The following is a 26492-nucleotide window of genomic DNA, read 5'->3' on the forward strand; positions in this document are numbered from 1 at the left end:
CCTGTGCAAACGGTTGCGCGGCTTAACGGCGGCGCAGCCGTTTTGCTGCCAAGCGATTCAAGGAGTTAACGATGAACCTGAGCACACGCAATCAATTGCTGATCGGCCTGGCGCTGGCGGTGTTAATGGCAATTACCCGGGGCCATCATTTTGCGACCGTGAATTTGCCCAGCGCCTCGTGGGCCGTGTTCTTTCTGGCGGGTGTTCTGCTTAAGCCTCGCTGGGTTTTTCCGGCGTTGTTTATTGAGGCGTCCTTGCTCGACTTTGCGGCAATTGAGTGGGCTGGCGTCAGCGACTGGTGCATGTCCCCGGCATACTGGATGCTGGTTCCAGCCTATGCCTCGCTGTGGTTTGGCGGGCGCCTGTACGCGCGCATGCATCAGGACAAATTTTCCAGCCTGCTGCTGTTGGCCGTTACGGTGATTATCAGTGCATCAGTCTGCTACCTGTTCTCGGGCGGCGGGTTTCTGTTTTTCTCCGGCCGCTATGCAGATCCGACTTTGAGCATGTTGTTGGAGCGTTTCAGCGTTTACTTGCCGCGTTATCTGGGCACGCTGGCCTGGTACATCGGCGTTGCGGCGCTGTTGTTTGTGTTGATCGGGCAGGGCAGCCACTTCAAGCAAAAGAGTGAGGTGAAGTCATGAGTGAATCTGCAGAACGCGACGCCCGGCACAAGGCGCGAATGGAACGAAAAAAAGCCCTGATTGATGAGCGCATCGCTCAGGCGCAGGACGAATATGGCTTGTTGCTGGTACATACCGGCAACGGCAAAGGCAAAAGCAGTTCGGCATTCGGCATGGTTGCCCGTGCGCTGGGTCACGGGATCAAGGTCGGTATCGTGCAGTTCATCAAGGGCTCGGCGACCACTGGCGAAGAGGCGTTCTTCCGGCGCTTTCCGCAAGAGGTCCGCTACCACGTGATGGGCGGTGGCTTTACCTGGGAAACCCAGGATCGCCAGCGTGATATCAGCATGGCCAAGGCAGCCTGGGCAATTGCTGTAGAGCTAATGAGCGACCCTGAGATTGGCTTGGTGGTGCTTGATGAGCTGAATATCGCGCTCAAGTACGGGTATCTGGAATTGAGCGAAGTGCTTGCCGATATTGAAGCCCGGCCGATGTTGCAGCACGTTGTTGTAACCGGTCGCGGCGCACCGCCGGCGATGATCGAGGCGGCCGATACCGTGACTGAAATGGGCTTGATCAAACACGCCTACAAAAACGGCGTGAAGGCCCAGCCCGGAGTCGAATACTAGGCGGCTTAGCGGCGAGACGAGGGCGTTGAGCATTCTACGTCGGCGTCATAATTGGAGAAGGTGACAAGCTATGAGTATTCGCAAGTGTCCGGCTCTGTTGGTCGCAGCGCCAGCCTCGGGGCAGGGCAAGACGACCGTCACTGCTGCGCTGGCGCGGTTATACAGGCGCGCCGGCAAGCGCGTGCGGGTGTTCAAATGCGGGCCTGACTTTCTCGATCCGATGGTTCTGGCTCGCGCCTCTGGCCAGCCGGTCTATCAGCTGGACCTGTGGATGGTCGGCGAAGCCGAAAGCCGTCGCCTGTTGTGGGAGGCTGCGGAGGAAGCTGATCTGATTTTGATCGAAGGCGTCATGGGCTTGTTCGATGGCAACCCTTCGGCCGCGGACTTGGCGCGACATTTCGACGTGCCGGTGATGACGGTGATTGATGCCTCGGCCATGGCGCAAACCTTCGCCGCGCTGGCACATGGTCTGGCGACGTATCAGGCAGACTTGCCATTCTCCGGGGTGCTGGCCAATCGTCTGGGCAGTGCCCGTCACGGCGAGATTTTGCGCGACGCTCTGCCAACATCAATTCGCTGGTACGGCGGCTTGCCGCGCAGTGCCGGCTTCGAGTTGCCGAGTCGGCATCTGGGCCTGGTTCAGGCCGATGAGCTGAATGATCTCGATGCCCGACTCGACGCTGCCGCCGATGCCCTGCAAGCCAGCGCGTCGGTCGAGTTGCCGCCTGCCGTCAGCTTTGCGGCGCCGCCACCGAGGGATATTCAGCCGCTGTTGGCCGGGGTCAGAATTGGCGTGGCCCGCGACAGTTCGTTCGCCTTTATTTATCAGGCCAATCTCGATCTGTTGCAGGCGATGGGCGCCGAGTTGTGCCTGTTCTCGCCGGTCACTGATCAGCATCTGCCCGAGGTCGACAGCCTGTATTTGCCGGGCGGTTATCCCGAGTTGCATCTGCCGCAACTAGCCGCCAATCAGTCAATGGCGCAAGCCATAAAAAGCCATCACGCGGCAGGCAAGCCAATACTCGCCGAGTGCGGCGGCATGCTGTATTTACTTGAAAGGCTGACCGACAAGGACGGTCATGGCGCCGCCATGCTCGGGGTTCTCAAAGGACAGGCAACCTTACAAAAGCGCCTGACGGCTTTGGCGTTGCAGTCGGTCGAACTGCCGGAAGGCGTATTGCGCGGCCACACTTTTCACCACTCCAGCATGCACACTGCACTGCAACCGCTGGCCCTGGGTGAATGCCCGAATTACAAACGCGCGGCAGAGCCGGTGTATCGCGAGGGCCGCCTGAGCGCCTCGTATATCCACTTCTATATGCCGTCCAATCCTGCGGCTGCTGCCGCTTTATTGCGGCCATGACGGTGAGTTGAGGGAGCCAACATGAGCGATCAACACTTCACCGAGCAAGAGCGCGACGCGGTTTATCGGGTGATTGCCGAGCGGCGTGACATGCGCCACTTTGTCGGCGGCGAAGTGCCCCCGGCAATTCTGGCGAATCTGCTGGAGGCGGCTCATCAGGCGCCGAGTGTTGGGTTGATGCAGCCGTGGCGGTTTATTCGCATTACCGACCGCGCGTTGCGGGGGAAGATTCAGGCGCTGGTTGAGGAGGAGAGGCTACGAACCGCGCAGGCGTTAGGGGAGCGCAGCGATGAATTCATGCGCCTCAAGGTGGAGGGAATTGCCGACTGCGCCGAAGTTTTGGTTGTCGCATTGATGGATGGACGTGAAACTCACGTGTTTGGCCGCAGGACATTGCCGGAAATGGATCTGGCATCCATGTCGTGCGCCATTCAAAATCTATGGCTGGCAGCGCGTGCCGAGAATCTTGGCATGGGTTGGGTCTCACTGTTTGAGCCACAGGCAATGGCGCAATTGCTAGGCATGCCGACTGGCAGCAAACCCCTTGGGGTTCTGTGTCTGGGGCCGGTTGCCGAGTTCTACAGTAAGCCAATGCTGGTCCAGGAAGGTTGGGCAAAGACCCGGCCGCTGAGTGAGCTACTGTTCAACAATCAATGGGGAAAACACCAGTAATGAACGCCTTGTCTGCGTCAAATAATCGGGCGCGATGCCTATGAGCCTGTTCCTTGCGAGCGCAGCAGGTGTCGCGCTGGATGCAGTATTCGGTGAGCCAAAGGGCTGGCATCCGCTAGTCGCTTTCGGCCAGATGGCGGAGCGTATCGAGCAGCGCTTCAATCAGTCGGGTGGCGGTTGGCGCAGCCATGGCGTGAGCGCGTGGTGCATCGCTGTACTGCCGATTACGTTGGTGGTCGGCCTGCTTGCGCAGGTCCCGGCGTTTGGCTGGTGTGTGGAGATTTTCGCCCTGTATTTCGCCCTCGGCCTGAAAAGCCTTGGCGAGCATGCGCATGCAGTGGTTAAAGCATTGCGTCTGGGTGATCTGTCGCTGGCGCGTGAGCGTGTCGGTTATATGGTCAGCCGCAATACCCGTGAGCTGGACGCGACCGGGGTGGCCCGTGCAGGCACCGAGTCAGTACTTGAGAACGGCAGTGACGCGGTGTTTGCCAGTCTGTTCTGGTTTTTAGTTGCGGGCGCTCCCGGCGTGGTGTTGTACCGGCTGAGTAATACCCTCGATGCCATGTGGGGTTATCGTACCGAGCGCTTCGAGCGTTTCGGCTGGGCCGCGGCCAAGATAGATGACTTGCTCAACTATATTCCCGCGCGTCTGGTAGCCCTGACTTATGCGCTGTGCGGGCGCACGCGGCAGGCGCTGCACTGCTGGCGAACCCAGGCGCCACTGTGGGACAGCCCCAATGCCGGGCCGGTAATGGCTGCTGGTGCGGGAGCGCTGAATGTCACCTTGGGCGGGCCTGCTTATTATCACGGCGAGTTGCATGAGCGGCCCGAGTTGGGCGACGGCCCGCAGCCGCGGGCACGTGATATCGAACGAGCAATGAATCGCGTCTGGGCCGGGGTGCTGTTGTGGTTGCTTATCGTACTTGGCGTCGAGCTGACCCTTGCTTGAGCATGGCGGCCGGCTGCGCGAAGCTGCGCAGAAGTACAACATAGCGCTTTCGCTGTGGCTGGACTTGTCGACCGGTATTGCCCCGTATACGCCTAAACTGGCGACGGTCAGCGCTGATGCATGGCGTCGTTTACCCGAGCTGGATGACGGCCTTGAGGCGGCGGCTTGCGCGTTTTACAGCGCGCCGCAACTATTGCCGGTGGCCGGCTCACAAGCGGCAATTCAAGCGCTGCCACGCATGCGTAAAAACCAGCAGGTGGCGATTGTCTCGCCTGCGTACGCCGAGCACGCCGCCGCCTGGCTGCGTGAAGGCCATCAGGTTAACGAAATCGAAGCATCGGCAATCGACGCTTATGTCGGGCAAGTCGATGTGCTGGTGCTGATCAATCCGGGCAACCCGACCGGAACCTTCTATTCACCGCAGCAGTTGTTGGGCTGGCATCGACAGCTTGCCGGGCGAGGCGGCTGGCTGGTGGTCGATGAGGCCTTTATAGACTGCACCCCCGAGCTGAGTGTGGCGCCGCAAACAGCGAAGCCCGGCTTGATCGTGCTGCGTTCGCTGGGCAAGTTCTTTGGCTTGGCCGGTGCGCGTTTGGGCTTTGTGTTGGCCGAGCCCAAAGTGCTGGCGGCGCTCGATGCGTTACTCGGGCCCTGGACCATCAGCGGGCCCACCCGACAAATTGCCAGCAGCGTGCTGGCCGACAGACCCGCTCAGCACCTGCAACGTCAGCGGCTGTTGATCGACAGCGCGCGTTTGCAGCAACTGCTAACGGTTAACGGCCTTGAACCAAGCGGCGGCTGCGCATTGTTTCAGCGGGTCGAGTTGGCCGATGCCGAGCAGTTGCATGGGTTTCTGGCCGAGCGCGGCGTGCTGGTGCGGCTCTTCAATACACCTCCAGGCATCCGTTTTGGCCTGCCTGCCGATGAGCCTGGCTGGCAGCGGCTGGCACGCGGCTTGAGCGAATTTCAGCAGAGATTAAGATGACCCAAACAGCTCATACCCTGATGGTGCAGGGCACAACCTCGGATGCCGGCAAGAGCACGCTGGTAACGGCGTTATGTCGCTGGCTGGTGCGCGAGGGCGTTAGCGTCGTGCCGTTCAAACCGCAAAACATGGCGTTGAACAGTGCGGTGACTGCCGACGGCGGCGAGATTGGCCGTGCGCAGGCGGTGCAGGCACAGGCGGCGAGGCTGGCCACGCACACCGACATGAATCCGATTCTGCTCAAACCCAACAGTGATGTTGGCGCGCAGGTGATTATTCATGGGCGGGCGCTGAGCAACATGGATGCGGTGGCTTATCACGACTACAAGAAGGTCGCGATGAATGCCGTACTCGAGTCTCACCAACGCCTCAGCGCGGCTTATCAGGTGGTCATGGTTGAAGGCGCCGGTTCGCCTGCCGAGATTAATTTACGCGCCGGTGATATCGCCAACATGGGCTTTGCCGAGGCTGTGGATTGCCCGGTCATCATCATTGCAGACATCGACAAGGGCGGCGTATTTGCGCATCTGGTGGGCACGCTTGAGCTGCTTTCACTGAGCGAGCAGGCGCGGGTAAAGGGTTTTGTGATCAATCGCTTTCGTGGCGACATTGCATTGCTGCAGCCCGGCCTCGACTGGTTGGAGGCGCGCACCGGCAAGCCGGTGTTGGGTGTGCTGCCGTACTTGATGGATTTTCATCTTGAAGCCGAAGACGCAATCGACCAACGTCAAAGCGTCAAAGCCTGCGAGCAACTCAAGGTGGTTGTGCCGGTGCTGCCGCGCATCAGCAACCACACCGATTTCGACCCGCTGCGCTTGCATCCGCAAGTCGAGTTGGTATTTGTCGGCCCCGGTCAGGCCATTCCGCCGGCAGATCTGATTATTTTGCCGGGCACGAAAAGCGTGCGTGCCGACCTGCAGTTCTTACGCGAGCAGGGCTGGGATCAAGCGCTCAGCAAGCATCTGCGTTATGGCGGAAAAGTCATCGGCATTTGTGGTGGCATGCAGATGCTTGGTCAGTCGATTGATGACCCCGATGCCATCGAAGGCCCGGCGGGCAGTAGTCAGGGTTTGGGGTTGCTTGAGATTGACACGGTGCTGCGCGAGCACAAGCAACTGCGCAATGTGCAGGGCCGCCTGTGCCTCGAAAGTGCCGCTGTCAGCGGTTATGAAATTCATGCGGGAGTGACCACGGGCGCCGGGCTTTTGCAACCCGCCGTGAACCTGGATGACGGCCGCACCGATGGCGCCATCAGCGCCGATGGAAACGTGTTGGGCACCTATCTTCACGGCTTGTTCGAGTCCACTGCTGCTACCACGGCGTTGCTCGGTTGGGCTGGTTTGCGTGAGGTCGAGGCGGTTGATTACCACGCTCTGCGCGAGCGCGATATCGAGCGGCTGGCGGACATGGTCGTCGAACACTTGGATACTGCAAAACTGCGCGCACTTTGCGGCCTGCCTGCAGCGAGTGCTGTCCATGGTTGATTTGATTCTCGGCGGCGCCCGTTCCGGTAAGAGCAAATTGGCTGAAAAGCTGGCATCTGAGAGCGGGCTGCAGGTGACTTATATCGCCACCAGCGAGGCGCTGGATGGCGAGATGAGTGAGCGTATTCGTCATCATCGTGAACGTCGCCCCGGCCATTGGCAATTGTGTGAGGAGCCGCTGGAGCTGGCCCGTGTGCTGCGTGAAAACGCCGCTGAGCAGCGTTGCCTGCTGGTCGATTGCCTGACGTTGTGGCTGAGTAATTTGTTGCTGCTTGATGATCCGCAGCGTCTGGCAGACGAGCGTGATGCACTGCTGGCGACGCTGGCCGATTTGCCCGGGCGGATTATTTTGGTGAGTAACGAGACCGGTCTGGGCGTGGTACCGATGGGCCAACTCAGCCGGCGTTTTGTGGATGAAGCCGGCTGGTTGCATCAGGCGCTGGCCGAGCGCAGCGAGCGTGTGGTCTTTTGTGTGGCAGGTTTACCGATGGTTTTAAAAGGGCAGTTATGAGTAGTCAGGCGTGGTGGCAACAACCAGCGAAAGCAATTGATCAGACCGCGCGTGCACAAGCTCAAGCCCGCCAGCAGGTGCTGACTAAACCCAGCGGCTCGCTCGGCCAGCTGGAGCAACTGGCAATTGAACTCGCCGGTATGCAGGGCCGTGAGCTGCCGCTGGTTGATGCGGTTTCGATCTGCGTCTTTGCTGGTGATCACGGTATTGCCGTCGAGGGGGTATCGGCTTACCCGCAAGCTGTTACTGGCCAGATGCTGGCAAACTTTGTTAATGGCGGTGCGGCGATCAGCGTGCTGGCGCGCAGCCTTGGCGCGCACATGCAGGTGATTGATCTGGGCACCGCTACAGCATTGCCTGAACTGGCGGGCGTGAAGCATCTGGCGCTGGGCAAGGGCACGGCAAATTTCGCCCACACCCGCGCCATGAACATGGAACAGTGCAGGGCGGCATTGGCTGCTGGACGTGACGCCGCTCTGCAAGCGGATGTTCCGAAATCTCAGCTGTTTATCGGCGGCGAAATGGGCATCGCCAATACCACCTCGGCTACGGCGCTGGCCTGCGCTTTATTGGATTGCCCCGTGGCAGATTTGACCGGCCCGGGCACTGGGCTGGATCACGCCGGGGTGCTGCACAAGATTGCGGTGATCGAAGCTGCGCTGGCGCTGCATCGCCCGCAGTTGGACGATCCGTTAGCGATTTTGCAGTGCCTGGGCGGGTTTGAGATTGCAGCGTTAGTCGGGGCGTATCTCGCCGCCGCACAAGCCGGAATCACTGTGCTGGTCGATGGCTTTATTTGCAGCGTTGCCGCCTTGCTTGCCGTGCGTCTCAATCCATCGTGCCGGGCGTGGTTGCTGTTTGCTCATCAAGGTGCAGAGCCCGGCCATGCCCGGGTATTGCAAGCACTTGAAGCCACGCCTTTGCTGCAATTGGGGCTGCGACTGGGCGAGGGCAGTGGTGCGGCACTGGCAACGCCTCTGCTGCAAATGGCCTGTAAACTCCATGGCGAAATGGCCACCTTTGATCAGGCCGCTGTGGCGAATCGCAGCTGATGAATCTGCTGATCGACTTGCTGCGCCACGGTGAAACCGAACGCGGTGGCGGGCTGCGCGGCAGCATTGATGATGCACTCACAGCACTGGGCTGGGAGCAGATGCACGCCACGGCCAGCCAACTGCCGCGTTGGGATCGACTGGTCAGTTCGCCCTTGCAGCGCTGTCGTTTATTCGCCGAAGCGCTGGCGCAAAGCAGCGGTGCGCCCTTGAGTATTGAGGCAGATTTACAAGAACTGCATTTTGGCGAATGGGAAGGGCGCAGCCCTGCCGACTTGATGCTTACCCATGAGCAGCAACTCGGGCAGTTCTGGGCCGATCCCTATGCCTATACACCGCCAGGCGGTGAACCCGTTGCAGAGTTTTCTGCGCGCGTGTTCGGCGCCCTGGATCGCCTGCAAGCACGCTTTGACGGAGAACGCGTTTTGCTTGTGACGCATGGTGGAGTGATACGTCTGCTCTCTGCGTTCGCCCGTGGCTTGCCGCGTGAGCAGATGCTGCAAGTAGTGGTTGGCCATGGCGAGTGTGTGCACCTGCAGCGCAACACGGAGGGCCGTTTGTGTCTGGTCTGAGCTTGCCTCTGCTGATCGCCGTGCAGTTTCTCACGCGCCTGCCGGTACGTTTACAAGCGATGCCGAGTGATCAGCAACTGGGCCGTTCACTGCTTTGGTATCCGCTGGTTGGGTTGCTCATCGGCGCCTTGCTGGTGTTTGTTCAATGGTGCTTGGCGAACACCTACAGCTTGCTTCAGGCCGCTCTGTTATTGGCGGTGTGGGTGGCAATCAGCGGCGCCTTGCATCTCGATGGGCTGGCCGATTGCGCTGATGCCTGGGTTGGCGGGTTGGGCGATCGCGAGCGCACCCTGAGCATCATGAAAGACCCGCGCAGCGGTCCGGTAGCCGTAGCCGTGCTGGTGGTGGTGCTGTTGCTCAAGTTCGCTGCACTGGTGGCGCTGATTGAGGTGGGGCATGGCATGTGGTTACTGCTTGCACCCTGGATTGCCCGCTGCGCCATGCCATTGTTGTTCATGACCACGCCGTATGTGCGAGCCAATGGCTTGGGCGCGACGCTGGCGGCGAATTTGCCGGGCGCGATGATGACGCGGGTGTTGCTGCTCAACGCCGCTGTGCTGGTGCTGCTGTTTGGCGCTGCGGGTGGGGTTGGGCTGCTGGTCGCTGGTTTTGTCTTATTGGTACTGCGGCGTGCAATGATCCGGCGAATTGCAGGAATGACGGGTGATACCGCTGGCGCTGTGCTTGAATTGATAGAATGTGGGGTATTAGTCGCCTTGGCCATTTAGCTGCTGAGTGCATCCCCCGATAGTCCACAATAATAATTCAGAGCACTCGCTTGATGCGGTTACCGCTAGCCTTCCTGTTGGGTATCGTTTTGAGTTGCCAGCCCTTGCAGGCGCAGCCGCAACCACAGTCGCTGAACTGGGCAATTGTGCCGATGCCCGGCATCTTCAATGTTGAAGGGGGCCAACCGGTCTCCGGTGCTTTGTACGAAGCCACCCAGCTTATCGATGCGCAAATGCCCGAGGTGCAGGTGCGTTATCAGGTGATGTCTTTGCTGCGCATGCGCCAAAGCCTGCGCAAACAATTGCAGCTTTGCAGCAATGGCCTTCTGCAAACCCCGGCACGCGATAAGCAGGGCTATTTCATTCCGTATCTGTTATCCACGCCGATGCATCTGTTGGTACGTCAGCCAACCCTGAATCAACTGCTTTTAGAGGATGGCGAGGTAAGCCTCGACTGGCTGTTTGCCAACCCTTATCTGCGTGGCGCTATTGCCACTGCCCGACAATACCCGGATGACATCAGCGCGCAATTGATCAAAGCGCGTGACAGCGGAACCCTGCAAGAATTGACCGGCAGCCTGTCCGGCGAAAACCTGTTGCTGATGGTCAGCTACCACCGGCTCGATTACGCCTTCGATTACCCGATGGCCTACAGCGAAGTGGCCAGCAACTACACACTCAGTGACCCGTTGATCAGTGTGCCGCTGAAAGAGAGCAAGGAGTTACTGCCAGTTGGGGTTTACTGCCCGCGTACTCCGTGGGGGCTGGAAATGGCCAAGCGGATTGATCAAGCCGTTCGCGAGGCTACCCGTAACAGTCAGGCCTTCATGGCGCTGCACCAACGTTGGTTGCCCGCCGAGGTGTACACGCGCTTCAAGCCCCAAATCCTGCGCTTCTATGAAGGGCGTTCGGCCACTGCATTGAGCTTTGAGTAGTTCAGCTCGTCGTACCTTTCTGCGTTTTGCCGCGCCTTGTTTGCGCTTTCTTGACGACTAATCAACGAATCTTTCACACCGCCACGGTCATATTGCGCGCATTCACTTAATAGGAATGCTAATCATGAAATTTAAACGTCTCATTAACTCGTTAGTCATCACCACCTGCGCCTTGTTGAGTGTCGCTGCATCCAGCGCCTTCGCGCAGGACAGCGCGTACGAACTGACGGTAAAGAATCACCAGTTTTCACCCGCGCCGCTGACTATCCCTGCAGACACCAAGGTCAAGATCACCCTGACCAATCAGGACACTACCACGGCCGAATTCATCAGCGATGACTTCAAGGGCGGCAAGTTGGCCAAAGGCGGCAAGACCGTAAACTTCTTCATCGGCCCGCTCAAGGCCGGTACTTACAGCTTTTATGACGAGTACCACGAAGCGGCGTCGAAGACTCAATTGATCGTCCAGTAAGCGGTGCCTGACCCATGCTCTCTACCGCGTTGATCGTGTTTCGTGAAATTGTTGAAGCCGCACTGGTTGTCTCGATCGTGTTGGCGGCCACACGCGGCGTTGCCGGGCGCGGCCGTTGGGTCGGCGGCGGTGTGCTTGCCGGGATCGGCGGCGCCGGGTTACTGGCGTTGTTTGCCGATGCGCTCAGTGAGCTGGCCAGCGGCATGGGCCAGGAAGTATTCAATGCCCTGGTGATGCTGATCGCGGTGGTCATGCTTGGCTGGCACAGCATCTGGATGGGCCAGCATGGCCGGGAAATGTCTGCCCAGTTGAATGAGATGGGGCAGGCGGTTGTCACCGGCAATAAATCCCTCGCCGCCATGGCAATTGTTGTGGCGCTGGCGATATTGCGTGAAGGCTCGGAAACCGTGCTGTTCTTGTATGGCATCGCGGTGAGCGAGCCGGGGCAGGCCTGGCCAATGATGGCGGGCGGGCTGCTGGGTATCACCGCCGGGATTGCAGTTGGCGTGGCGATCTACTTCGGGCTGATGCGCATGGCCATGCGCCATTTGTTCAAGGTAACCAATGCCTTGGTAATCCTGATGGCTGCCGGTATGGCCAGCCAGTGTGCCGGGTTTCTGGTGGCGGCAGACTGGTTGCCAGCCCTTGGCGACACGCTGTGGGACACTTCTGCACTGCTGAGCGAGCACAGCATCACCGGTAAGTTGCTGCACACCCTGATCGGCTACACCGCGCAGCCTTCAGGCGTGCAAGTGCTGGCCTATCTCGCCTGCCTGAGCGTGATTCTGGGGCTGGGTTGGCTGACTGCCCGGCCAAAAGCCGTAAAGCCGCAAATGAGCCACTAAGAACGCCAGCAACCGTTGGCCGGGTGCTGGCGGTTGCGCTCATTCTTGCCGGTTGAAGAGGTGCGCAGCCACGTTGCCAACCAGCAATCGTTCACATTCTCAGCACATAAAATTCACCTGAGGGCGAATAGATTGGCTGTGTATGAACTGCGCGGTGGGCGCTGGCGTTCTGCCGGAGGCCATCGTTTGACGCAGTTGGATCATCCACTTTATGACTGTCGTGAGCCCATCATGAGCGATGCAAGCGCGTCTGCTAACAGCCTGCTGAACAAAGTCCCTGCGGTCACCCTGATCTTCTGGATCATCAAGATCTTGTCGACCACCGTGGGTGAAACAGGTGCGGATTACCTGATCTTCAAACTGCATTTCGGCCTGCCGCTGACCTCTGTACTGATGAGTGCGGTGCTGGTTTTGGCCATCGCCATTCAGCTGCGCGCAGACCGTTACGTGCCTTGGAAATATTGGCTGGCGGTGGTGCTGGTGAGTATCGTCGGCACGCTTATTTGTGACAGTTTGGTGGATACCTACGGCGTATCTCTGGTCACCACCACGGTGCTGTTCAGTGTGGCATTGCTGGTCACCTTTAGTTGCTGGTATGCCAGCGAAAAAAGCCTGTCGATTCTGAGCATTTACCGGGGCCGGCGCGAGTATTTCTATTGGTTGGCGATTCTGGTGACGTTCGCGCTTGGCACCGCAGCTGGCGACTTGTTGGGGGAGGAAATGGGCCTTGGTTATGCCGTGTCGGCGCTGTTATTTGCGGCGGCTATCAGCGTGGTTGCGATTGCTCACTACCTGTTCGGCCTTAACTCGGTTGCGACATTCTGGATTGCCTACATCCTGACTCGCCCGTTTGGTGCATCCTGCGGCGACTGGCTGTCTCACTCGGTCGCCAAAGGTGGGCTGGGTTTGGGCACGGTGGGCACCAGCGAGATATTTCTGGTGGTCATCATCGCTCTGGTTGGCTACCTGAGTTGGCAGCAGCGTGCCGCTCAGCGCCTGGAGTCAGTCGGCTAAGTTCACGCTCAGCAGGCTCTGTTTATCGGCCTGGTGCTCTATTATGTTTAGAAGGGCTTCGCCATGTGCGGGGCTATTAGTGGCAGGAGCGTGGTCGATGAAAATACAGGCATGGCTGGTCGCAGCAACTTTGGCCGTTGGCGTAAGCTCGATGAGTTATGCCGATAGCTGCCCGCAACTGTTGCAGGGCGAACTGCCGCGTTTGCGCAGTAAAGACACCATCGACCTTTGCAAGACCTTCGGCGGTCAACCGCTGGTGGTGGTCAATACGGCCAGCTTCTGCGGTTATACCCCGCAGTTCAAAGGGCTTGAGGCGTTGCAACAGCGCTATGCCGAGCAAGGCCTTAAAGTGCTGGGCGTGCCCTCGGATGACTTCAAACAGGAGTCTGCCGATGCCAGGGAAACCGCCAAGGTGTGCTTTGTGAATTACGGTGTGACATTCGATATGACCCAGCCGCAGCAGGTCACGGGCGAGCATGCAGTCGCCTTGTTCAAGGGGCTTGCCGAGCAGAGTCAGGCGCCGCGCTGGAACTTCACCAAGTACGTGGTTGATCGTAAGGGCATGGTTGTGGCGAGCTTTCCCAGCAGTATAAAACCGGATGATCCGCAGTTGATTGCTGCGGTCGAGAAGGCGATTGCCAGTGCGCAGAAGTAGGCAAAACGGTTAACTCTGGCGGCACGATTATTGTGCTTGTTCTGACCGCCAAAGTGGCTGGCTAACCGTTTCGATTAGAAGCGGTAAGTAACCTGAGCGCCCAGCGCGTGTGCGCTGTTACGGTACGTGGCGCTGTACGAGCCTTTAGTAGCGCTTACGCGATCGATGTGTACATCTTCTTCGTTGAGGTAGGAGTACGCGACGTCAACAGTGATGTCGTCGTTCGGGCTCCAGCCTGCGCCGATGCTGTAGATCGTGCGGTCGCCAGTTGGGATGCGCGGGGACAGGTCGGTGTTGTTGGTCGGAGCCTGATCCAGTGCGATACCGGTGCGCAATACCCACTGCTTGTTCAACTGGTACTCAGCGCCAGCAGCAACTGCCCAGGTGTCATGCCAGTTTTCTTCTTCGGTGATCGTGGTCAGAGCACCGCCGTAGGCGCCGCCCACTTGATCGTTCTCAACCACCAGCTTGTCGAAGCGGCTCCAGCGAGTCCAGGTCGCGCCTGCGTGCACGGTCCAGCCGTTGTTCAACTGGTGAGTGAGGGAGAAGTCGACCGCTTCAGGCGTAGTCACATCGAGAGATGCGCCGTAACGACCTGCTGAGGTGCCCACTGCACCAACACCGCTGACAGTGGTGTGACCTTCGAGGCTGTACTCAACCTTCGAGTGGTAGGTAACGCCAAGACGGGTCGACGGGGTGATTTCGTACATCAGGCCGAAGTTGTAACCGTAGCCGACGTCATCGCCCTTGATATCAACTTCGCCATCTGGAGCGCCTGCCGGTGCAAGGTTTGGCACCTCTGACGTCAGTTCACCTTCGATACGGTTGATCGTCGGACCAAAACCGATCGACAGCTGATCGTTGAAGCGATAGCTGACAGTTGGCTGAATGGTGATGACGTTCACTTCGCTCTTGTCACCGTAGTAGCGACCGGCAAAGCCGTTTTCATAGTCAGTCGCCAGGCCGAACGGGACATATACGCCCAGACCGAATGCCCAGTTTTCGTCGATCGGCTTAACGTAGTAGCCCATCGGAATGGCAACGGTCGGAACCATGTCGCCATCGTTGCTGCCGCCAGGGAAGCCGCTTGCATTGGTGATGTCGGCCTTGGCAAAAATAACAGCGGCGCCTGCGGTAACCTGCTCGCGCTCGATCAGCGCCATACCAGCCGGGTTGCCATAAACAGTGCTGGCATCGCTTGCGCTGGAAGCACGGCCGGCGTTGGACATACCCAACGAACTGATGCTTTGTTCGTTGATGGCGAAACCGCTGGCCAGGCTGTAGCTCGAGACAGCTGAAATGGCGAGTGCGAGAGTGCTTTTTAGGATTTTATTGCTCACGGATGACTCCAGATGGAAGCAGGGGCGGCAAAACTACCAGCCTTTGGCGGTGCTTGCCAAGATTTAGACGTGTTCTGTTTTGTAGCAATCCTCGGGAATAATAGAGGCAAAGTGCCGTCATCTACTAAAATGTGAACACTTGTTCTCTGATCTTTCCAGTGGTTCACGCGGCGGATAACGGCGTTTGCACATTGCCCACGCAACGTTGCCAGGCATCCATAAAGTCGCGTTGCCTGCCGTGCGGGTGAAATACCTCGCGCCAAATTCGTGCAAGACCCAGCAAGTCGGCCGCATCGGGTAAGTCGTTGCGCTTGACCTCAATCATCATCCAGGCAATGGCTGTGGCGTAGCGCAGGTTGACTGTGAGCTCGATATGCGGCGAGGCAAGAAAGGCATGCTGGCTGGCAAGGCCGCGAATCTGGCTGGCCAGATCCGGATCATGGGCCAGATGGCGGTCCCACAACTCTTGATGGCTGCGCTCGGCAATGCGATACAAGCCGTGACCGTGGCGGCAGTCGAGTGCGGTTCCCAGCCCCGACTGACAAGCCGCCGCGCCTAACAGCAGGGCTTCGGCGGCGGCACAATGGCGGCCAAGATAGATCAGGGTCGGCCGGATTACGTGCTGACAGAGTTCACTCGCTGCAATACCCATATCAACCTCGAGAAAATGGACCGGTGGAGCAGGGCGCGTGGCAGCTTTTGATTCTTTTACTATTGCCCCACCGGGAGTGGGGTTAGCCACTCATTCTCAAGTGTAGTGCGACCTTTGTGCTGTAAAGGACTGTTTTTAAATTGTTTTCAGCTTTAGGTTATTGCCTATATAGCGCATCGTGCTTAGCACGACGGGTAAAGTCGGCATGTCTATATGCCAGCACAAGCGCCTGTAAGCCCTTTAATCACCCACTGCCACGGGACGCTCCGGTTGGGTGATCCACTCGCTCCAGGAGCCGGCGTAGAGTGGCGCAAGCGGGTAGCCAGCCAGGCACAGGGCGAACAAGTTGTGGCATGCCGTTACACCGGAGCCGCAATAGGCAACCAGATCACTGGCAGGCCGGCTGCCGAGCAATGTCGCGAAGCGCTCTTGCAATTGCGCCGGCGCCAGAAAACGGCCTTGTGCATCGAGGTTTTCGGTGAAGGTCGCGCACTGCGCGCCAGGGATATGCCCGGCAACCGGATCGAGCGGTTCGACTTCACCGCGAAAGCGCGGCAGGGCGCGGGCGTCCAACAGCGTCAATTGGGTGTCTTGCAGGCGATGCTGCAACTGCGCTGCGCTGATCAGCAGTTGGTTATCCGGGCGGGCAATAAAATTGCCAGGCTCGACGCGGTTCGCTTCAGCAGTCAGCGGCAAGCCTGCCTCGCGCCAGGCGCGTAAACCGCCGTCGAGCAATGCCACGCCGCTGCGTTTGCCCAGCCACGCCAGCAACCACCAGGCGCGTGCTGCAAATGCACCTGGGCCATCGTCGTACAGCACAATCTGCGAGTCGTCATCCACACCCCAGGCTTGCAGCTTTGCGCTCAGTGTTGCCGGGTCTGGCAGCGGATGGCGACCGGTAACGCCCTTGCTGACCGGCCCGGACAGATCCTGCTCCAGATCGGCAAAATGGGCCGTGGCAATATGCTCCTGCTGAAAACTGGCAAGACCGTAGGCAGGGTCTTCCAGGGCGAAGCGGCAATCGATGACAACTACTTTGCGGTTTTTATCATCAAGCAACTGCTCAAGTTCAACTGCGCTGATCAACTGGGCGATAGCCATGCGGGCAATTCTCCGGCTGGATTGTTCGGGGCGTGGGCGGGTTCTACTCTCTATAAAGCAAACTACCCGTTGTCTATGTGGTCAAAGTTAACGGGTTGTGCTTGCTCTGCAAACCTTAAAAGTACACAGCCCGTTATTCAGTCTTAGCGCCGCCGAGCCGTTTGCTCAGGCGCCCATGGATAAGGAGACACAGTCATGCTGACCCTCACGCACGTAGAGAACAGCAATATCCTCGAGTTCACCCTGGATGGCGATTTCAGCCGCGCCGATTTCGATCAGGTCGCCCAGCAGATGGAGGCGCTGATTGATCAGTACGGCACAATCAAGCTGATCGAGATTGTGCGCAGTATTGGTTCGATCGAACCGTCGGCGCTTTGGGAGGACTTCAAGTTCGCGCCCAAACACCTCAAGCATTTTTCCCAGGTGGCGGTGGTCGCAGACCAGAAGTGGATTGGCTGGCTGAGTAAAATGGTCAAGCCAATGATTCCGGGAGAGGTTCGCCATTTTGAGCTGAGCCAGTTGCAGCAGGCCCGCGACTGGATTCACGGAGTCGAGCCGGTCACCGTCTGATATTCATCAGCTAACCTGTGCAGCGCTGGCGACGCTGCTGTATGGTGCGCGCTTCGGGTCGATCCCACTGTTATAAGAGCCTGCCATGAAGCGTTTTGTGCTGCTGGATACCGCTGAAATCCCTGGCACGCAAGGTGCGCTGTGCCTGTTTGAATACGGCGATGACTTTGTCATCAAAATTGCCGGTGGCGATGGCGGCCAATTGATGAACACGCGCATGCATGGCTCTGAAGACGCGCTGGCCGCCATCCCCTGCAAGAAAATTGCCTCACGCGCCAATGCCCGCGTACTGATCGGCGGGCTCGGCATGGGTTTCACACTGGCTTCGGCGCTGGCGCATTTGCGTACAGATGCCGAAGTGGCTGTGGCCGAGTTGGTGCCGGGCGTGGTCGAGTGGAATCGTGGGCCGCTGGGCGCCAAGTCCTCCTACCCGTTGAATGATCCGCGCACCCGGCTGATTCAGGGCGATGTCGCCGAGGTACTGAAAAGCCAGAACGCTGCCTACGACGCGATCATGCTCGATGTGGATAACGGCCCCGAAGGTCTGACGCAGAAGTCCAACAGTTGGCTCTACTCGGCCGCCGGATTGCATCTGTGCCATCGTGCATTGCGCGCGGGAGGCATGCTGGCAGTGTGGTCTTCATCGGCGGATCGCAAGTTTACTGAAATGGTCAGCCTTGCCGGTTTCAGTGTCGAGCCGGTGCAGGTCTATGCCCACGGTAATCGCGGCACACGGCACACCATCTGGATTGCCCAGAAACGCGCGTAGCCTTCAAACTAATCATTGCATTAACAGTGTGTGAGCGCGCAGGGCTTTTTTCGAGGCAGGGTTTGGCCGGACGAGGAACAGATTCGGCTGATTGTGCTGGGCGCCCGAGGGCTAAATGTGGGATACAGATGTGAAGCGAGCGCCGCGCCTTCGGTTACGAAGACGAGGCGCTCGGGCTTCTGCGCCGACCTGATGAGTTAGCGCCTGGCAGCAAAGTGCCTTCAGGAAACTCCCGTTCAGCGTTGCAGCTTTGCGGGAGATTGCGTGTGCAGATTGTGTCCGCACACGCTGTGTTGCGCGGTTTAGCCGATGGTCATTAGGCTGGCGTTGCCGCCTGCTGCTGCGGTGTTGACGCTCAACGAGTGCTCGACCAGCAGGCGCTCCATCGGAATGTCGGTCTCGCCTTTGTTAAGGCCATTAACTCCAATGATTGCACCCGGACGCTGGGCTGCCTGCAGGCAGACTTCGCGCAGCTGGTCGGAGTCACCGTGGTGGATAATCGAGTCGAACGCGTTCTCGCAGGTGGTCCAGTCGGTGATCAGCTGAATGCGTTGCTGCACCTCTTTCGGTAACTTGGCGTGCAGCTCACTGTGGTTTTCCGGCCACAGAGCAATGCTGCCCACAGCCAGTACCGCCGCCAGTTGCACCAGCAAGTCTTGCTCGTCATCGGCCAGGCACAGCACGTGCTCGCGGGCAATCAGGCTATACGAGTTACGCTCACCGGTCGGGCCAGGCAGCAGTTGGCTGATACCGCTTTGCGCCAGTGCTGCAAGTTTCTCGGCCTGGGTTGCCAGCTCAGGACGTTCTTTGGCAGCCCATTCGCACAGCGCAGCAAATGCCTTGCTCTGGGTGGCCGGCAGTTGCGCTGGCGTTGCGTCTGGGGCATCGCTGCGCAGTTGCTGCACCAGTGCATCTTGTGGGCGCTGCGACAGCAGACGATACAGATACAGCGGGCCGCCCGCTTTCGGGCCGGTGCCAGACAGGCCTTCGCCACCGAACGGCTGCACGCCAACCACGGCGCCAACAATGTTGCGGTTAACGTACATGTTGCCGACCTTGGCGGTGCTGACAACCTGGCTGATGGTCTCGTCGATGCGCGTGTGCACGCCCAGCGTCAGGCCATAACCGCTGGCATTGATCTGGTCGAGCAGGGCAGGCAGTTCGTTACGCTGGTAGCGCACGACGTGCAGCACCGGGCCAAAAATTTCGCGCTCAAGTTCGGCGAAGCTTTCGAGTTCGATCAGGGTCGGGGTAACAAAAGTACCGCGCTGCATCACATCACCGGCCACCCGAGCCAACTGGAATACCTTGCGGCCTTTGTCGCGCATGCCCTGAATATGGCGCTCGATGTTGCCTTTGGCTTCGGCATCAATCACCGGGCCAATGTCAGTGTTGAGGTGCTCAGGATTGCCCATGGTGTATTCCGCCATGGCGCCTTTGAGCATTTCCAGCACGCGATCGGCCACGTCGTCCTGTACGCACAGAACGCGCATCGCCGAGCAGCGCTGACCGGCGCTGTCGAATGCCGATGTAACAACGTCGATGACTACCTGTTCGGTGAGCGCTGAGGAGTCGACGATCATTGCGTTCTGACCGCCGGTTTCTGCGATCAGCGGAATCGCCCGGCCATGAGCGTCCAGGCGGCCGGCGAGGTTGCGCGCAATAATTCGCGCAACTTCGGTGGAGCCGGTGAACATCACGCCGCGAACACGTTCGTCGGCAATCAATGCCGCGCCAACAGTCTCCCCTTGGCCCGGCAGCAGTTGGACCGCACCTTCCGGTACGCCGGCTTCACGCAGAATGCGCACCGCCTGTGCGGCGATCAGCGGCGTTTGTTCGGCTGGCTTGGCGAGCACGGTATTACCGGCAGCCAATGCCGCCGCCACCTGACCACTGAAAATCGCCAGCGGGAAGTTCCACGGGCTGATGCACACCACAGGGCCCAGTGGGCGGTGGCTGTCGTTGGCGAAGAAATCACGCGCTTGCACCGCGTAGTAACGCAGGAAGTCGACGGCTTCGCGAACTTCGGCAATCGCGTTGTTGAAGGTCTTGCCGGACTCGCGCACCAGCAGGCCCATCAGTTGCTGCATTTCTGCTTCCATCTGATCGGCTGCACGTTCAAGCACAGCCGCGCGCTCGGCAGGCTGGGTCGATTGCCAGATCTGGCCGCTCGACACGGCGCACAGCACGGCGTTGTGCGCATCTTCAACGCTGGCTTCAATGACCTGACCGACGATGTCGCGGTGTTCGGCCGGGTTCTTGATCGCTTGCGCGGCGCTGGCAGTCGAGGCTTCACAACCCAGCATCGGCTGCGCGATGTAGGCGTTGTTGGTGCTGCTCAGCAGCGCCGAAGACAGCGAGGCAAGGCGGTGTTCGTTGGCCATGTCCAGACCGCTGGAGTTGGCGCGTTTGTCACCGTACAGATCACGCGGCAGCGGGATGCGCGGGTGCGGCAGGCCGAGGCCGCCTTCGTGCGCAGCCATTTGCTCGATCTGGGTGACCGGGTCCAGCACCAGCTCTTTGAGCGAGATGCTTTGGTCTGCAATGCGGTTGACGAACGAGGTGTTGGCGCCGTTTTCCAGCAGGCGACGTACCAGATAAGCCAGCAGTGTTTCGTGGCTGCCAACCGGTGCATAAATACGGCACGGACGGTTCAGTTTGCCGTCGCTGATCTTGCCGACAACCTGCTCGTAAAGTGGCTCACCCATGCCGTGCAGGCACTGGAATTCATACTGGCCCGGGTAATAGTTCTGGCCAGCCAGGTGATAGATCGCCGAAAGGCTGTGGGCGTTGTGTGTTGCGAACTGCGGGTAGATGGCTTCCGGCACCGCGAGCAGTTTGCGCGCGCAGGCGATGTAGGAAACATCGGTGTAAGGCTTGCGGGTGTAAACCGGATAACCTTCGAGGCCATTGACCTGCGCCAGCTTGATCTCGCTGTCCCAGTAAGCGCCTTTAACCAGACGAATCATCAGGCGATGACGGCTGCGCTTGGCCAGATCAATCAGGTAGTCGATAACGAACGGGCAGCGTTTCTGGTAGGCCTGAATCACAAAGCCGATACCGTTCCAGCCGCTCAGCGACGGCTCGAAGCACAGGCGCTCGAGCAGGTCGAGCGACAGCTCCAGACGGTCTGCTTCTTCGGCGTCGATGTTGATGCCGATGTCGTACTGCTTGGCCAGTTGAGTCAGGCTCAGCAGCGTCGGGTACAACTCGTCCATCACACGCTCGTATTGCGCGCGGCTGTAACGTGGATGAATCGCCGACAGCTTGATCGAGATGCCCGGGCCTTCGTAAATGCCGCGACCGTGCGAGGCTTTACCGATGGCGTGAATGGCTTGCTCGTACGAGGCCAGATAACGCTTGGCGTCTTCTTCGGTGAGCGCGGCTTCACCGAGCATGTCGTAGGAATAACGAAAGCCCTTGTCTTCGAGCTTGGTTGCATTGGCCAGTGCTTCGCCAATGGTTTCGCCGGTGACGAACTGCTCGCCCATCAGACGCATCGCCATGTCCACGCCTTTGCGGATCACCGGCTCGCCGCTCTTGCCGATCAGGCGATTGAGGGTCGAGCTCATGCCGGCTTCGTTGTGTGTCGACACCAGTTTGCCGGTGATCAACAGGCCCCACGAAGCGGCGTTGACGAACATCGACGGGCTCTGGCCGAGGTGGGTGCTCCAGTTACCGTTGCTGATCTTGTCGCGAATCAGGGCGTCGCGGGTGCCTTTGTCCGGGATGCGCAACAGCGCTTCAGCCAGACACATCAGGGCTACACCTTCCTGCGACGACAGCGAGAATTCTTGCAGCAGGCCTTGAACCAGGCCCTGGCGGCCGCCAGCGCTCTTCTGGTTGCGCAGTTTTTCAGCGATTTTCAGCGCCAGCTTCTGTGAGCCATCGGCCATTTCTTTGGACAGGCGAGCCTGTTCCAGCAATACCGGCACCACTTCTTCTTCAGGGCGGCGGTAGGCGGCGGTGATCGAGGCGCGCAGAACCGATTGCGGCAGGATGTGCTCGGCAAATTCGAGGAAGCACTGCAGGCTTTGTTCGCTCAGCAATTCCGGGGACTCATCACCCAGTGCGGCGGCGCTGACAGCTGACATCTCGGTTGGCGAAAGGCCGTTTTCGAGCTGCTCCAGATAGTTGAAGATCGCCTGCTTGATCAGCCAGTGAGGAGTGCGGTCGATGGCGTGCGCGGCCTGCTTGAGGCGGTCGCGGGTTGCATCGTCTAGTTTAACGCCAAGTGTTGTAGTGGCCATCTGGAGTCCTATTGTGTTTATGCGCTGCAAAGCAGGCGCGAGAATAAACCCAGTGGTTACAAAGGTGCAACTAGGTGCAACCCAAAAGATGGCTGCCTTTTGTCGGGTTGTACCTTCTGATTTGCGGGTACTACCTTTGCGTTCTACCCAGGCAGAATGCGGCACTTTCTAAGATATGTCCCTTTGCTCGGTTGTGCGGCTGCAGCGTCTGCGTGCCAACGCCGGGACTGCGCCATGAGCAAAAGTGCCTAGTACAGAGGATTAAGCGTAGTCGCGATTGCTGCTCGGGCCCTGCATCTGCAGGTGATACCGGCGGTGCGACTGATGAGCGGTAATGCGTGCGTGAGAAGCTTGCCGAATGGCAAGTGAGGCGTGTTGCTTGAGTAAAACTGCCCGCCACACAGGGCGTGTGGCTGGCTTGGTGGCGCGACTTAGCGGATCTTCAGTTTGCCGATTCGGTCGTTCTCCAGGCTGCCTAAATACAGATAGTCGCCCACTGGTTTTACCGAGGTGATCATGCGCAAGTGGCTGCCGCTGGTGTCGTGCAGGCTCTGAATAATCTGGCCTTGCTCGTCAATCGCAATCGCCAGCCCGTAAGGCGTCGCTTTCGGCCACATGGCGCGCGGCAACTTGGCGATCTGTGCTTTGAGCCAGGGGTGCTGATGCAGAAAATCGGCGTCGGATTTGCGCGGGGAGGGCAACGCCACCCAGAACGTACCGGCGCGATCGCCCTCAAGGTTGTCCGGCAGCCCCGGCAGGTTGTCGATGAACACCTCGTGCTGTCCGGCCTTGTCGCCCTTGAGCCAATAACGGGTGATGCGGTAACGATACGTCTCATTTACCAGTACGAAGTCTTCTTTGGCCGACAGGGCCACGCCGTTGGCAAAATACAGGTCTTTGAGCAGCACCTGGGTTTTGCCGGTGCTTGGCGAGTAGCTCAGCAGGCGGCCCCACGGGCGGGCTTCCAGCAGGTCGAGCAAGTAATCGGGTTGTTCGAAGCGTGAGCTGGCGTCACTGAAGTAAATCGTCCCGTCGCTGGCAATGTCGAGGTCGTCGGTAAAGGCGAATGGCAGGCCGTCGGCTTCGGTGGTGAGCACTTTGATCGCGCCCTGCGGATCAATCGATAACAGGCCTTTATAGGCGTCAGCGACGATCAGGTTGCCCTGTGCATCGAAGTCCATGCCCAACGGCCGGCCTTGGGTGTCGGCGAATAGCTCAACCTTGTCATTGCTGTCGATGCGCACAATCGTGCCGTCTGCCTGGCCTGCATAGACCCGGCCCTGAGCATCTACTGCTGTGTCTTCCGGGCCATGCAGTTTGCCTTTGCCGACGAGTTCGGCCTTCATCAGCGTGTCATTCGGTTCCAGCACGCCGGTGAGTGTCGGTGCGGTCGGTGCATCCCAGGCCAGCGGATCAATCGGGCTTGGCGTGATGACGAGAAATATCGCACCGGCGGCAATCAGCAGAAGCAGCAGGCCGAGCACTTTTTTCATTGTTGTTATTCCTTGTGGTGAAGACAGAGGTCCGCTCGCAGGTTACACAATCCATGCGCGGCTGTGATAACCATTGCTAAGTGTGCTGCGCCAGTATTCAGGGCGTATAGGCCAGTTGCCGATGGGCGCGCGGCGTTGATGGCGGTGAATTGCCTATGCTGTGGAATAGCCAGTGGCCATTTTTAAGGCTTGAGTCGTTTGCGGGCGCTGGCGACTGATTTTGCAGGCTTGTGGCTGCATTGCCGCAGTTGCTGCCCCGCGGAGGGCGCGGGCATATATACTGCGTCGCATTCTTTATGGGGAGAGCCGTGTGGCGATTGATATTCAGTGGATTCTGGACGATGCAAGTCTGGCGCAACATTGCGCGCACTGGCAGGGCTTGCCTTTTGTGGCGTTGGACACCGAGTTTATGCGGGTCGATACCTTTTATCCGATTGCCGGCCTGATCCAGGTCAGCGAGGGTAAGGACGCTTATCTGATTGATCCGCTGCAGATCACTGACTGGTCGCCGTTTGCCGCTCTGCTGGAAAATCCGGCAGTGACCAAGGTTTTGCATGCGTGCAGCGAAGACCTTGAGGTTTTCATGCGTCTCACCGGCAGTGTGCCTGTGCCATTGTTCGACACCCAGATTGCTGCCGGCTATCTGAATATCGGTTTCTCGATGGGCTATTCGCGTCTGGTGCAGACGCTGCTGGACATCGAATTGCCCAAAGGCGAGACCCGCTCCGATTGGCTGCGCAGGCCGCTGTCTGACACCCAGATCAGCTACGCCGCAGAAGATGTGGTGCATCTGGCGCATGTCTATAAAGAGCTGCAATCGCGCCTGCCGGCCGACAAGGCCGAGTGGGTGCTGGAAGATGGCGCCGAGATGGTGGCTAATCTGAGCCGCGAAGTCGCGCCCGATGAGCTTTATAAAGACGCCAAGCTGGCCTGGAAACTCAATCGCCAGCAGCTCGCCGTGTTGCGTGAGCTCTGTGCATGGCGCGAGCATGAGGCGCGTGCGCGTAACCTGCCGCGCAATCGCATTTTGCGTGAGCATTCTTTATGGCCATTGGCCCGCACGCAGCCGGATAATCTGGTCACATTGGCGCGTATCGAAGAGATGCACCCGAAAACCGTGCGTCAGGATGGCGAATTTCTCCTCAACCTGATTCGTGAAGCGGGCTCGACACCTGAGCCGAGTTGGCCCGAGGCACTGCCAGAACCCTTGCCGATTGAAGCGTCGGGCATTCTCAAGAAGCTGCGCGTGGTGGGTCAGCACGAAGCTGAGCGGTTGAACATTGCCCCCGAGTTGATGCTGCGCAAGAAAATTCTCGAAGCTTTGCTCAAGTCCGGCTACCCCAACGGCCCCTATCAATTGCCCGACTCGCTCCGTGGCTGGCGCCGCGAGTTAATGGGTCAGGCATTGCTTGATTGCCTCGATAAAATCAGCAACAACACCGCTGGAGAAACGGCGTGAAACGCATCTGTTCGATCTACAAAAGCTCGCGTAAAAACGAGATGTACCTTTATGTACTGAAAAGCGATGAGCTCAAGCGCGTGCCTGAAACTTTGATGGCCGCTTTTGGTACGCCGACGCTGGCGTTCAGCATGGTCCTTACGCCCGAGCGTGCGCTGGCCCGTGAAGACATCAACGAAGTGCTGGCCAATCTCGACAAGCAGGGTTATCACCTGCAAATGCCGCCACCGGAAGACGACTACATCGAGCACCTGCCCGAAGAACTGCTGCGTCGCAACGATCCGGTATAACCCATGCGCCTGCTGATTGCCGAAGCCGAACATGCGCGTTACGCCGAGCTGCTGGCACCTGCCACCGGGCACATCGAGGTGCGCGCCGCGGCGGATGTATACGCGCTGCTGGCATTGGCCGACGGTTGTGACATTTGGCTCGGGCAGCCCGATTTACTCGCCGCTCTGTTGCGTGGCGGGCACAAGCCGCAATGGCTGCAATCCACATGGGCCGGCATCACGCCGCTGCTGGCGGCAGATCTGCCCAAGGATTACCAGCTAAGCCGTGCGGTTGGCATATTTGGTCAGGTCATGGCCGAATATGTAATGGCGCATATGCTTGCGCACGAGCGCAGCCTGTTTGCCCGGCGTGCGGCGCAAGCTGAACAGCACTGGGATAACCGCCTGCCACGCAGTCTTGCCGGGCTCAAGGTGTTGATTGTGGGCTGTGGCGATATTGGTCAGGCGGTTGCAGAGTTTCTGCAACCGTTTGGCGTCGAGTTGACCGGCATTGCCAGTCAGGCTCGCCAGCAAGCGCCATTTTCCAAAGTGTTGGCAATGGATGCCCTGACGGCGCAATTAGCCAGCGCCGACTATGTCGTCAACCTGCTGCCCGACACGCCCGCAACACAGAATATCTACGACGCAAAGGCATTCGCTGCGATGCAGGCGAGTGCGGTCTTTATCAATGCGGGGCGCGGCGTGGCGGTCGTGGATGCGGATCTGGTCAACGCCTTGCAACAACAGCAAATTGCGGCGGCGGTGATTGATGTTTGTCGTCAGGAACCCTTGCCAGCGGGGCATGTGTTTTGGCATGCGCCCAATCTGTTGCTCACCGGCCACAGCTCGGCCCCGACTCAGCCAGCGCTGATGGCGCAGTTGTTCATCGACAACCTGCAGCGTTTCAATAACAGCGAGCGGCTTCACGGCGCTGTGGATTTCGCGCGCGGTTACTAGGTTTTCAGGTGCTGCCAGGCGCAAACGGAGCTTTTCGGCTCAGGCGCTATACTTTTATTGCGCAGAGCGGGTTTCGCCATCTTGGCCGCATCGAGGTGGCACGCTAGACTGCCGACCCATTCTCTGTACTCGCGTCGTTAACA

Annotated in this window: 26 protein-coding genes; 21 read left to right on the forward strand and 5 right to left on the reverse strand. The window is 59.0% G+C overall.

Translation table 11 applies throughout. The features are described 5' to 3' along the window. Positions 1-71 precede the first annotated feature (71 nt). The 16 genes from FEZ62_RS17505 to FEZ62_RS17580 all read left to right on the forward strand — a co-directional run bounded on the left by FEZ62_RS17505 (position 72) and on the right by FEZ62_RS17580 (position 13489). Positions 72-644 (forward strand): hypothetical protein, encoded by a 573-nt coding sequence (locus tag FEZ62_RS17505; protein ID WP_172929250.1) that lies wholly within the window; start codon positions 72-74, stop codon positions 642-644. Further along, on the forward strand, positions 641-1252 hold the full coding sequence (cobO, locus tag FEZ62_RS17510) for a cob(I)yrinic acid a,c-diamide adenosyltransferase (protein ID WP_069899150.1): 612 nt from the start codon (positions 641-643) through the stop codon (positions 1250-1252). The genes FEZ62_RS17505 and cobO overlap by 4 nt, the downstream gene beginning before the upstream one ends. Positions 1253-1322: 70 nt before the next feature. Beyond that, positions 1323-2615 (forward strand): cobyrinate a,c-diamide synthase, encoded by a 1293-nt coding sequence (locus FEZ62_RS17515; RefSeq protein ID WP_172929251.1) that lies wholly within the window; start codon positions 1323-1325, stop codon positions 2613-2615. A gap of 21 nt (positions 2616-2636) precedes the next feature. Next, entirely contained in the window at positions 2637-3287 is a 651-nt protein-coding gene (bluB, locus tag FEZ62_RS17520; RefSeq protein WP_172929252.1) for a 5,6-dimethylbenzimidazole synthase, read from the forward strand. 40 nt (positions 3288-3327) lie between these two features. Continuing rightward, positions 3328-4236 (forward strand): adenosylcobinamide-phosphate synthase CbiB, encoded by a 909-nt coding sequence (gene cbiB / locus FEZ62_RS17525; RefSeq protein ID WP_172929253.1) that lies wholly within the window; start codon positions 3328-3330, stop codon positions 4234-4236. Next, positions 4229-5221 carry a threonine-phosphate decarboxylase CobD gene (gene cobD / locus FEZ62_RS17530; protein ID WP_172929254.1) on the forward strand — a complete coding sequence of 331 codons (993 nt, stop codon included), beginning with the start codon at positions 4229-4231 and terminating at the stop codon, positions 5219-5221. Before cbiB ends, cobD begins: the two co-directional genes overlap by 8 nt. Further along, positions 5218-6705, forward strand: coding sequence for a cobyric acid synthase (locus FEZ62_RS17535; RefSeq protein ID WP_172929255.1), 1488 nt, complete (start codon positions 5218-5220; stop codon positions 6703-6705). The genes cobD and FEZ62_RS17535 overlap by 4 nt, the downstream gene beginning before the upstream one ends. After that, positions 6698-7216 (forward strand): bifunctional adenosylcobinamide kinase/adenosylcobinamide-phosphate guanylyltransferase, encoded by a 519-nt coding sequence (cobU, locus tag FEZ62_RS17540; protein WP_172929256.1) that lies wholly within the window; start codon positions 6698-6700, stop codon positions 7214-7216. Before FEZ62_RS17535 ends, cobU begins: the two co-directional genes overlap by 8 nt. Next, positions 7213-8268 carry a nicotinate-nucleotide--dimethylbenzimidazole phosphoribosyltransferase gene (cobT, locus tag FEZ62_RS17545; RefSeq protein WP_172929257.1) on the forward strand — a complete coding sequence of 352 codons (1056 nt, stop codon included), beginning with the start codon at positions 7213-7215 and terminating at the stop codon, positions 8266-8268. Before cobU ends, cobT begins: the two co-directional genes overlap by 4 nt. Further along, the gene (cobC, locus tag FEZ62_RS17550) at positions 8268-8840 is read left to right on the forward strand and encodes an alpha-ribazole phosphatase family protein (RefSeq protein ID WP_172929258.1); all 573 of its coding nucleotides are present in this window, start codon (positions 8268-8270) and stop codon (positions 8838-8840) included. The genes cobT and cobC overlap by 1 nt, the downstream gene beginning before the upstream one ends. Further along, the gene (locus FEZ62_RS17555) at positions 8828-9568 is read left to right on the forward strand and encodes an adenosylcobinamide-GDP ribazoletransferase (protein ID WP_172929259.1); all 741 of its coding nucleotides are present in this window, start codon (positions 8828-8830) and stop codon (positions 9566-9568) included. The genes cobC and FEZ62_RS17555 overlap by 13 nt, the downstream gene beginning before the upstream one ends. 53 nt (positions 9569-9621) lie before the next feature. Then, positions 9622-10503 carry a hypothetical protein gene (locus FEZ62_RS17560; protein ID WP_172929260.1) on the forward strand — a complete coding sequence of 294 codons (882 nt, stop codon included), beginning with the start codon at positions 9622-9624 and terminating at the stop codon, positions 10501-10503. 124 nt (positions 10504-10627) lie between these two features. Next, a complete protein-coding gene (locus FEZ62_RS17565; protein WP_172929261.1) occupies positions 10628-10975 on the forward strand; it encodes a cupredoxin domain-containing protein in 348 nt (115 codons plus the stop codon). 14 nt (positions 10976-10989) lie between these two features. Beyond that, a complete protein-coding gene (locus tag FEZ62_RS17570; protein ID WP_172929262.1) occupies positions 10990-11820 on the forward strand; it encodes an FTR1 family protein in 831 nt (276 codons plus the stop codon). 231 nt (positions 11821-12051) lie between these two features. Then, positions 12052-12834: a hypothetical protein gene (locus FEZ62_RS17575; RefSeq protein ID WP_172929263.1), complete on the forward strand. Its 783-nt coding sequence runs from the start codon at positions 12052-12054 to the stop codon at positions 12832-12834. A 97-nt stretch (positions 12835-12931) separates the two neighbouring features. Next, a complete protein-coding gene (locus FEZ62_RS17580; protein WP_172929264.1) occupies positions 12932-13489 on the forward strand; it encodes a glutathione peroxidase in 558 nt (185 codons plus the stop codon). A gap of 74 nt (positions 13490-13563) precedes the next feature. Here the strand turns inward: FEZ62_RS17580 and FEZ62_RS17585 are convergent, their stop codons facing one another. The 3 genes from FEZ62_RS17585 to FEZ62_RS17595 form a co-directional block, all read right to left on the reverse strand. Then, entirely contained in the window at positions 13564-14829 is a 1266-nt protein-coding gene (locus FEZ62_RS17585) for an outer membrane protein transport protein (protein ID WP_069899125.1), read from the reverse strand. Between the two features lie 163 nt (positions 14830-14992). Further along, the gene (locus tag FEZ62_RS17590; RefSeq protein ID WP_090508654.1) at positions 14993-15481 is read right to left on the reverse strand and encodes a hypothetical protein; all 489 of its coding nucleotides are present in this window, start codon (positions 15479-15481) and stop codon (positions 14993-14995) included. A gap of 240 nt (positions 15482-15721) precedes the next feature. Continuing rightward, on the reverse strand, positions 15722-16582 hold the full coding sequence (locus FEZ62_RS17595; RefSeq protein ID WP_172929265.1) for a sulfurtransferase: 861 nt from the start codon (positions 16580-16582) through the stop codon (positions 15722-15724). 195 nt (positions 16583-16777) lie between these two features. Between FEZ62_RS17595 and FEZ62_RS17600 the strand changes: the two genes are divergently transcribed. After that, positions 16778-17152, forward strand: a complete 375-nt coding sequence (locus FEZ62_RS17600; protein WP_090508652.1) for an STAS/SEC14 domain-containing protein — start codon at positions 16778-16780, stop codon at positions 17150-17152. 85 nt (positions 17153-17237) lie between these two features. Further along, on the forward strand, positions 17238-17921 hold the full coding sequence (locus tag FEZ62_RS17605) for a hypothetical protein (RefSeq protein WP_172929266.1): 684 nt from the start codon (positions 17238-17240) through the stop codon (positions 17919-17921). Positions 17922-18223: 302 nt separating this feature from the next. Here FEZ62_RS17605 and putA read toward each other — a convergent pair whose 3' ends face one another. Both putA and FEZ62_RS17615 read right to left on the reverse strand, forming a co-directional pair. Then, positions 18224-22171, reverse strand: a complete 3948-nt coding sequence (putA, locus tag FEZ62_RS17610; protein WP_172929267.1) for a trifunctional transcriptional regulator/proline dehydrogenase/L-glutamate gamma-semialdehyde dehydrogenase — start codon at positions 22169-22171, stop codon at positions 18224-18226. 431 nt (positions 22172-22602) lie between these two features. Further along, entirely contained in the window at positions 22603-23664 is a 1062-nt protein-coding gene (locus FEZ62_RS17615) for an SMP-30/gluconolactonase/LRE family protein (protein WP_069899116.1), read from the reverse strand. 310 nt (positions 23665-23974) lie between these two features. Here FEZ62_RS17615 and rnd point away from each other — a divergent pair, with 310 nt between their 5' ends. The 3 genes from rnd to FEZ62_RS17630 are packed head-to-tail and all read left to right on the forward strand — an operon-like array spanning position 23975 to position 26349. Beyond that, the gene (rnd, locus tag FEZ62_RS17620; protein WP_172929268.1) at positions 23975-25123 is read left to right on the forward strand and encodes a ribonuclease D; all 1149 of its coding nucleotides are present in this window, start codon (positions 23975-23977) and stop codon (positions 25121-25123) included. Next, the gene (locus FEZ62_RS17625; RefSeq protein ID WP_069899112.1) at positions 25120-25413 is read left to right on the forward strand and encodes a YcgL domain-containing protein; all 294 of its coding nucleotides are present in this window, start codon (positions 25120-25122) and stop codon (positions 25411-25413) included. The genes rnd and FEZ62_RS17625 overlap by 4 nt, the downstream gene beginning before the upstream one ends. 3 nt (positions 25414-25416) lie before the next feature. Next, positions 25417-26349 carry a D-2-hydroxyacid dehydrogenase gene (locus FEZ62_RS17630; RefSeq protein ID WP_172929269.1) on the forward strand — a complete coding sequence of 311 codons (933 nt, stop codon included), beginning with the start codon at positions 25417-25419 and terminating at the stop codon, positions 26347-26349. The last annotated feature ends 143 nt before the right edge of the window (positions 26350-26492 follow it).

The sequence above is a fragment of the Pseudomonas sp. MS19 genome (assembly GCF_013277615.1).
Classification (GTDB): domain Bacteria; phylum Pseudomonadota; class Gammaproteobacteria; order Pseudomonadales; family Pseudomonadaceae; genus Aquipseudomonas; species Aquipseudomonas marincola.

Coding starts and splice junctions, on each gene's coding strand:
- FEZ62_RS17505 (WP_172929250.1), top strand. CDS start 72: ATGAACCTGAGCACACGCAATCAATTGCTGATCGGCCTGGCGCTGGCG.
- cobO (WP_069899150.1), top strand. CDS start 641: ATGAGTGAATCTGCAGAACGCGACGCCCGGCACAAGGCGCGAATGGAA.
- FEZ62_RS17515 (WP_172929251.1), top strand. CDS start 1,323: ATGAGTATTCGCAAGTGTCCGGCTCTGTTGGTCGCAGCGCCAGCCTCG.
- bluB (WP_172929252.1), top strand. CDS start 2,637: ATGAGCGATCAACACTTCACCGAGCAAGAGCGCGACGCGGTTTATCGG.
- cbiB (WP_172929253.1), top strand. CDS start 3,328: ATGAGCCTGTTCCTTGCGAGCGCAGCAGGTGTCGCGCTGGATGCAGTA.
- FEZ62_RS17535 (WP_172929255.1), top strand. CDS start 5,218: ATGACCCAAACAGCTCATACCCTGATGGTGCAGGGCACAACCTCGGAT.
- cobU (WP_172929256.1), top strand. CDS start 6,698: ATGGTTGATTTGATTCTCGGCGGCGCCCGTTCCGGTAAGAGCAAATTG.
- cobT (WP_172929257.1), top strand. CDS start 7,213: ATGAGTAGTCAGGCGTGGTGGCAACAACCAGCGAAAGCAATTGATCAG.
- cobC (WP_172929258.1), top strand. CDS start 8,268: ATGAATCTGCTGATCGACTTGCTGCGCCACGGTGAAACCGAACGCGGT.
- FEZ62_RS17560 (WP_172929260.1), top strand. CDS start 9,622: ATGCGGTTACCGCTAGCCTTCCTGTTGGGTATCGTTTTGAGTTGCCAG.
- FEZ62_RS17565 (WP_172929261.1), top strand. CDS start 10,628: ATGAAATTTAAACGTCTCATTAACTCGTTAGTCATCACCACCTGCGCC.
- FEZ62_RS17570 (WP_172929262.1), top strand. CDS start 10,990: ATGCTCTCTACCGCGTTGATCGTGTTTCGTGAAATTGTTGAAGCCGCA.
- FEZ62_RS17575 (WP_172929263.1), top strand. CDS start 12,052: ATGAGCGATGCAAGCGCGTCTGCTAACAGCCTGCTGAACAAAGTCCCT.
- FEZ62_RS17580 (WP_172929264.1), top strand. CDS start 12,932: ATGAAAATACAGGCATGGCTGGTCGCAGCAACTTTGGCCGTTGGCGTA.
- FEZ62_RS17590 (WP_090508654.1), bottom strand. CDS start 15,481: ATGGGTATTGCAGCGAGTGAACTCTGTCAGCACGTAATCCGGCCGACC.
- FEZ62_RS17595 (WP_172929265.1), bottom strand. CDS start 16,582: ATGGCTATCGCCCAGTTGATCAGCGCAGTTGAACTTGAGCAGTTGCTT.
- FEZ62_RS17600 (WP_090508652.1), top strand. CDS start 16,778: ATGCTGACCCTCACGCACGTAGAGAACAGCAATATCCTCGAGTTCACC.
- FEZ62_RS17605 (WP_172929266.1), top strand. CDS start 17,238: ATGAAGCGTTTTGTGCTGCTGGATACCGCTGAAATCCCTGGCACGCAA.
- putA (WP_172929267.1), bottom strand. CDS start 22,171: ATGGCCACTACAACACTTGGCGTTAAACTAGACGATGCAACCCGCGAC.
- FEZ62_RS17615 (WP_069899116.1), bottom strand. CDS start 23,664: ATGAAAAAAGTGCTCGGCCTGCTGCTTCTGCTGATTGCCGCCGGTGCG.
- FEZ62_RS17630 (WP_172929269.1), top strand. CDS start 25,417: ATGCGCCTGCTGATTGCCGAAGCCGAACATGCGCGTTACGCCGAGCTG.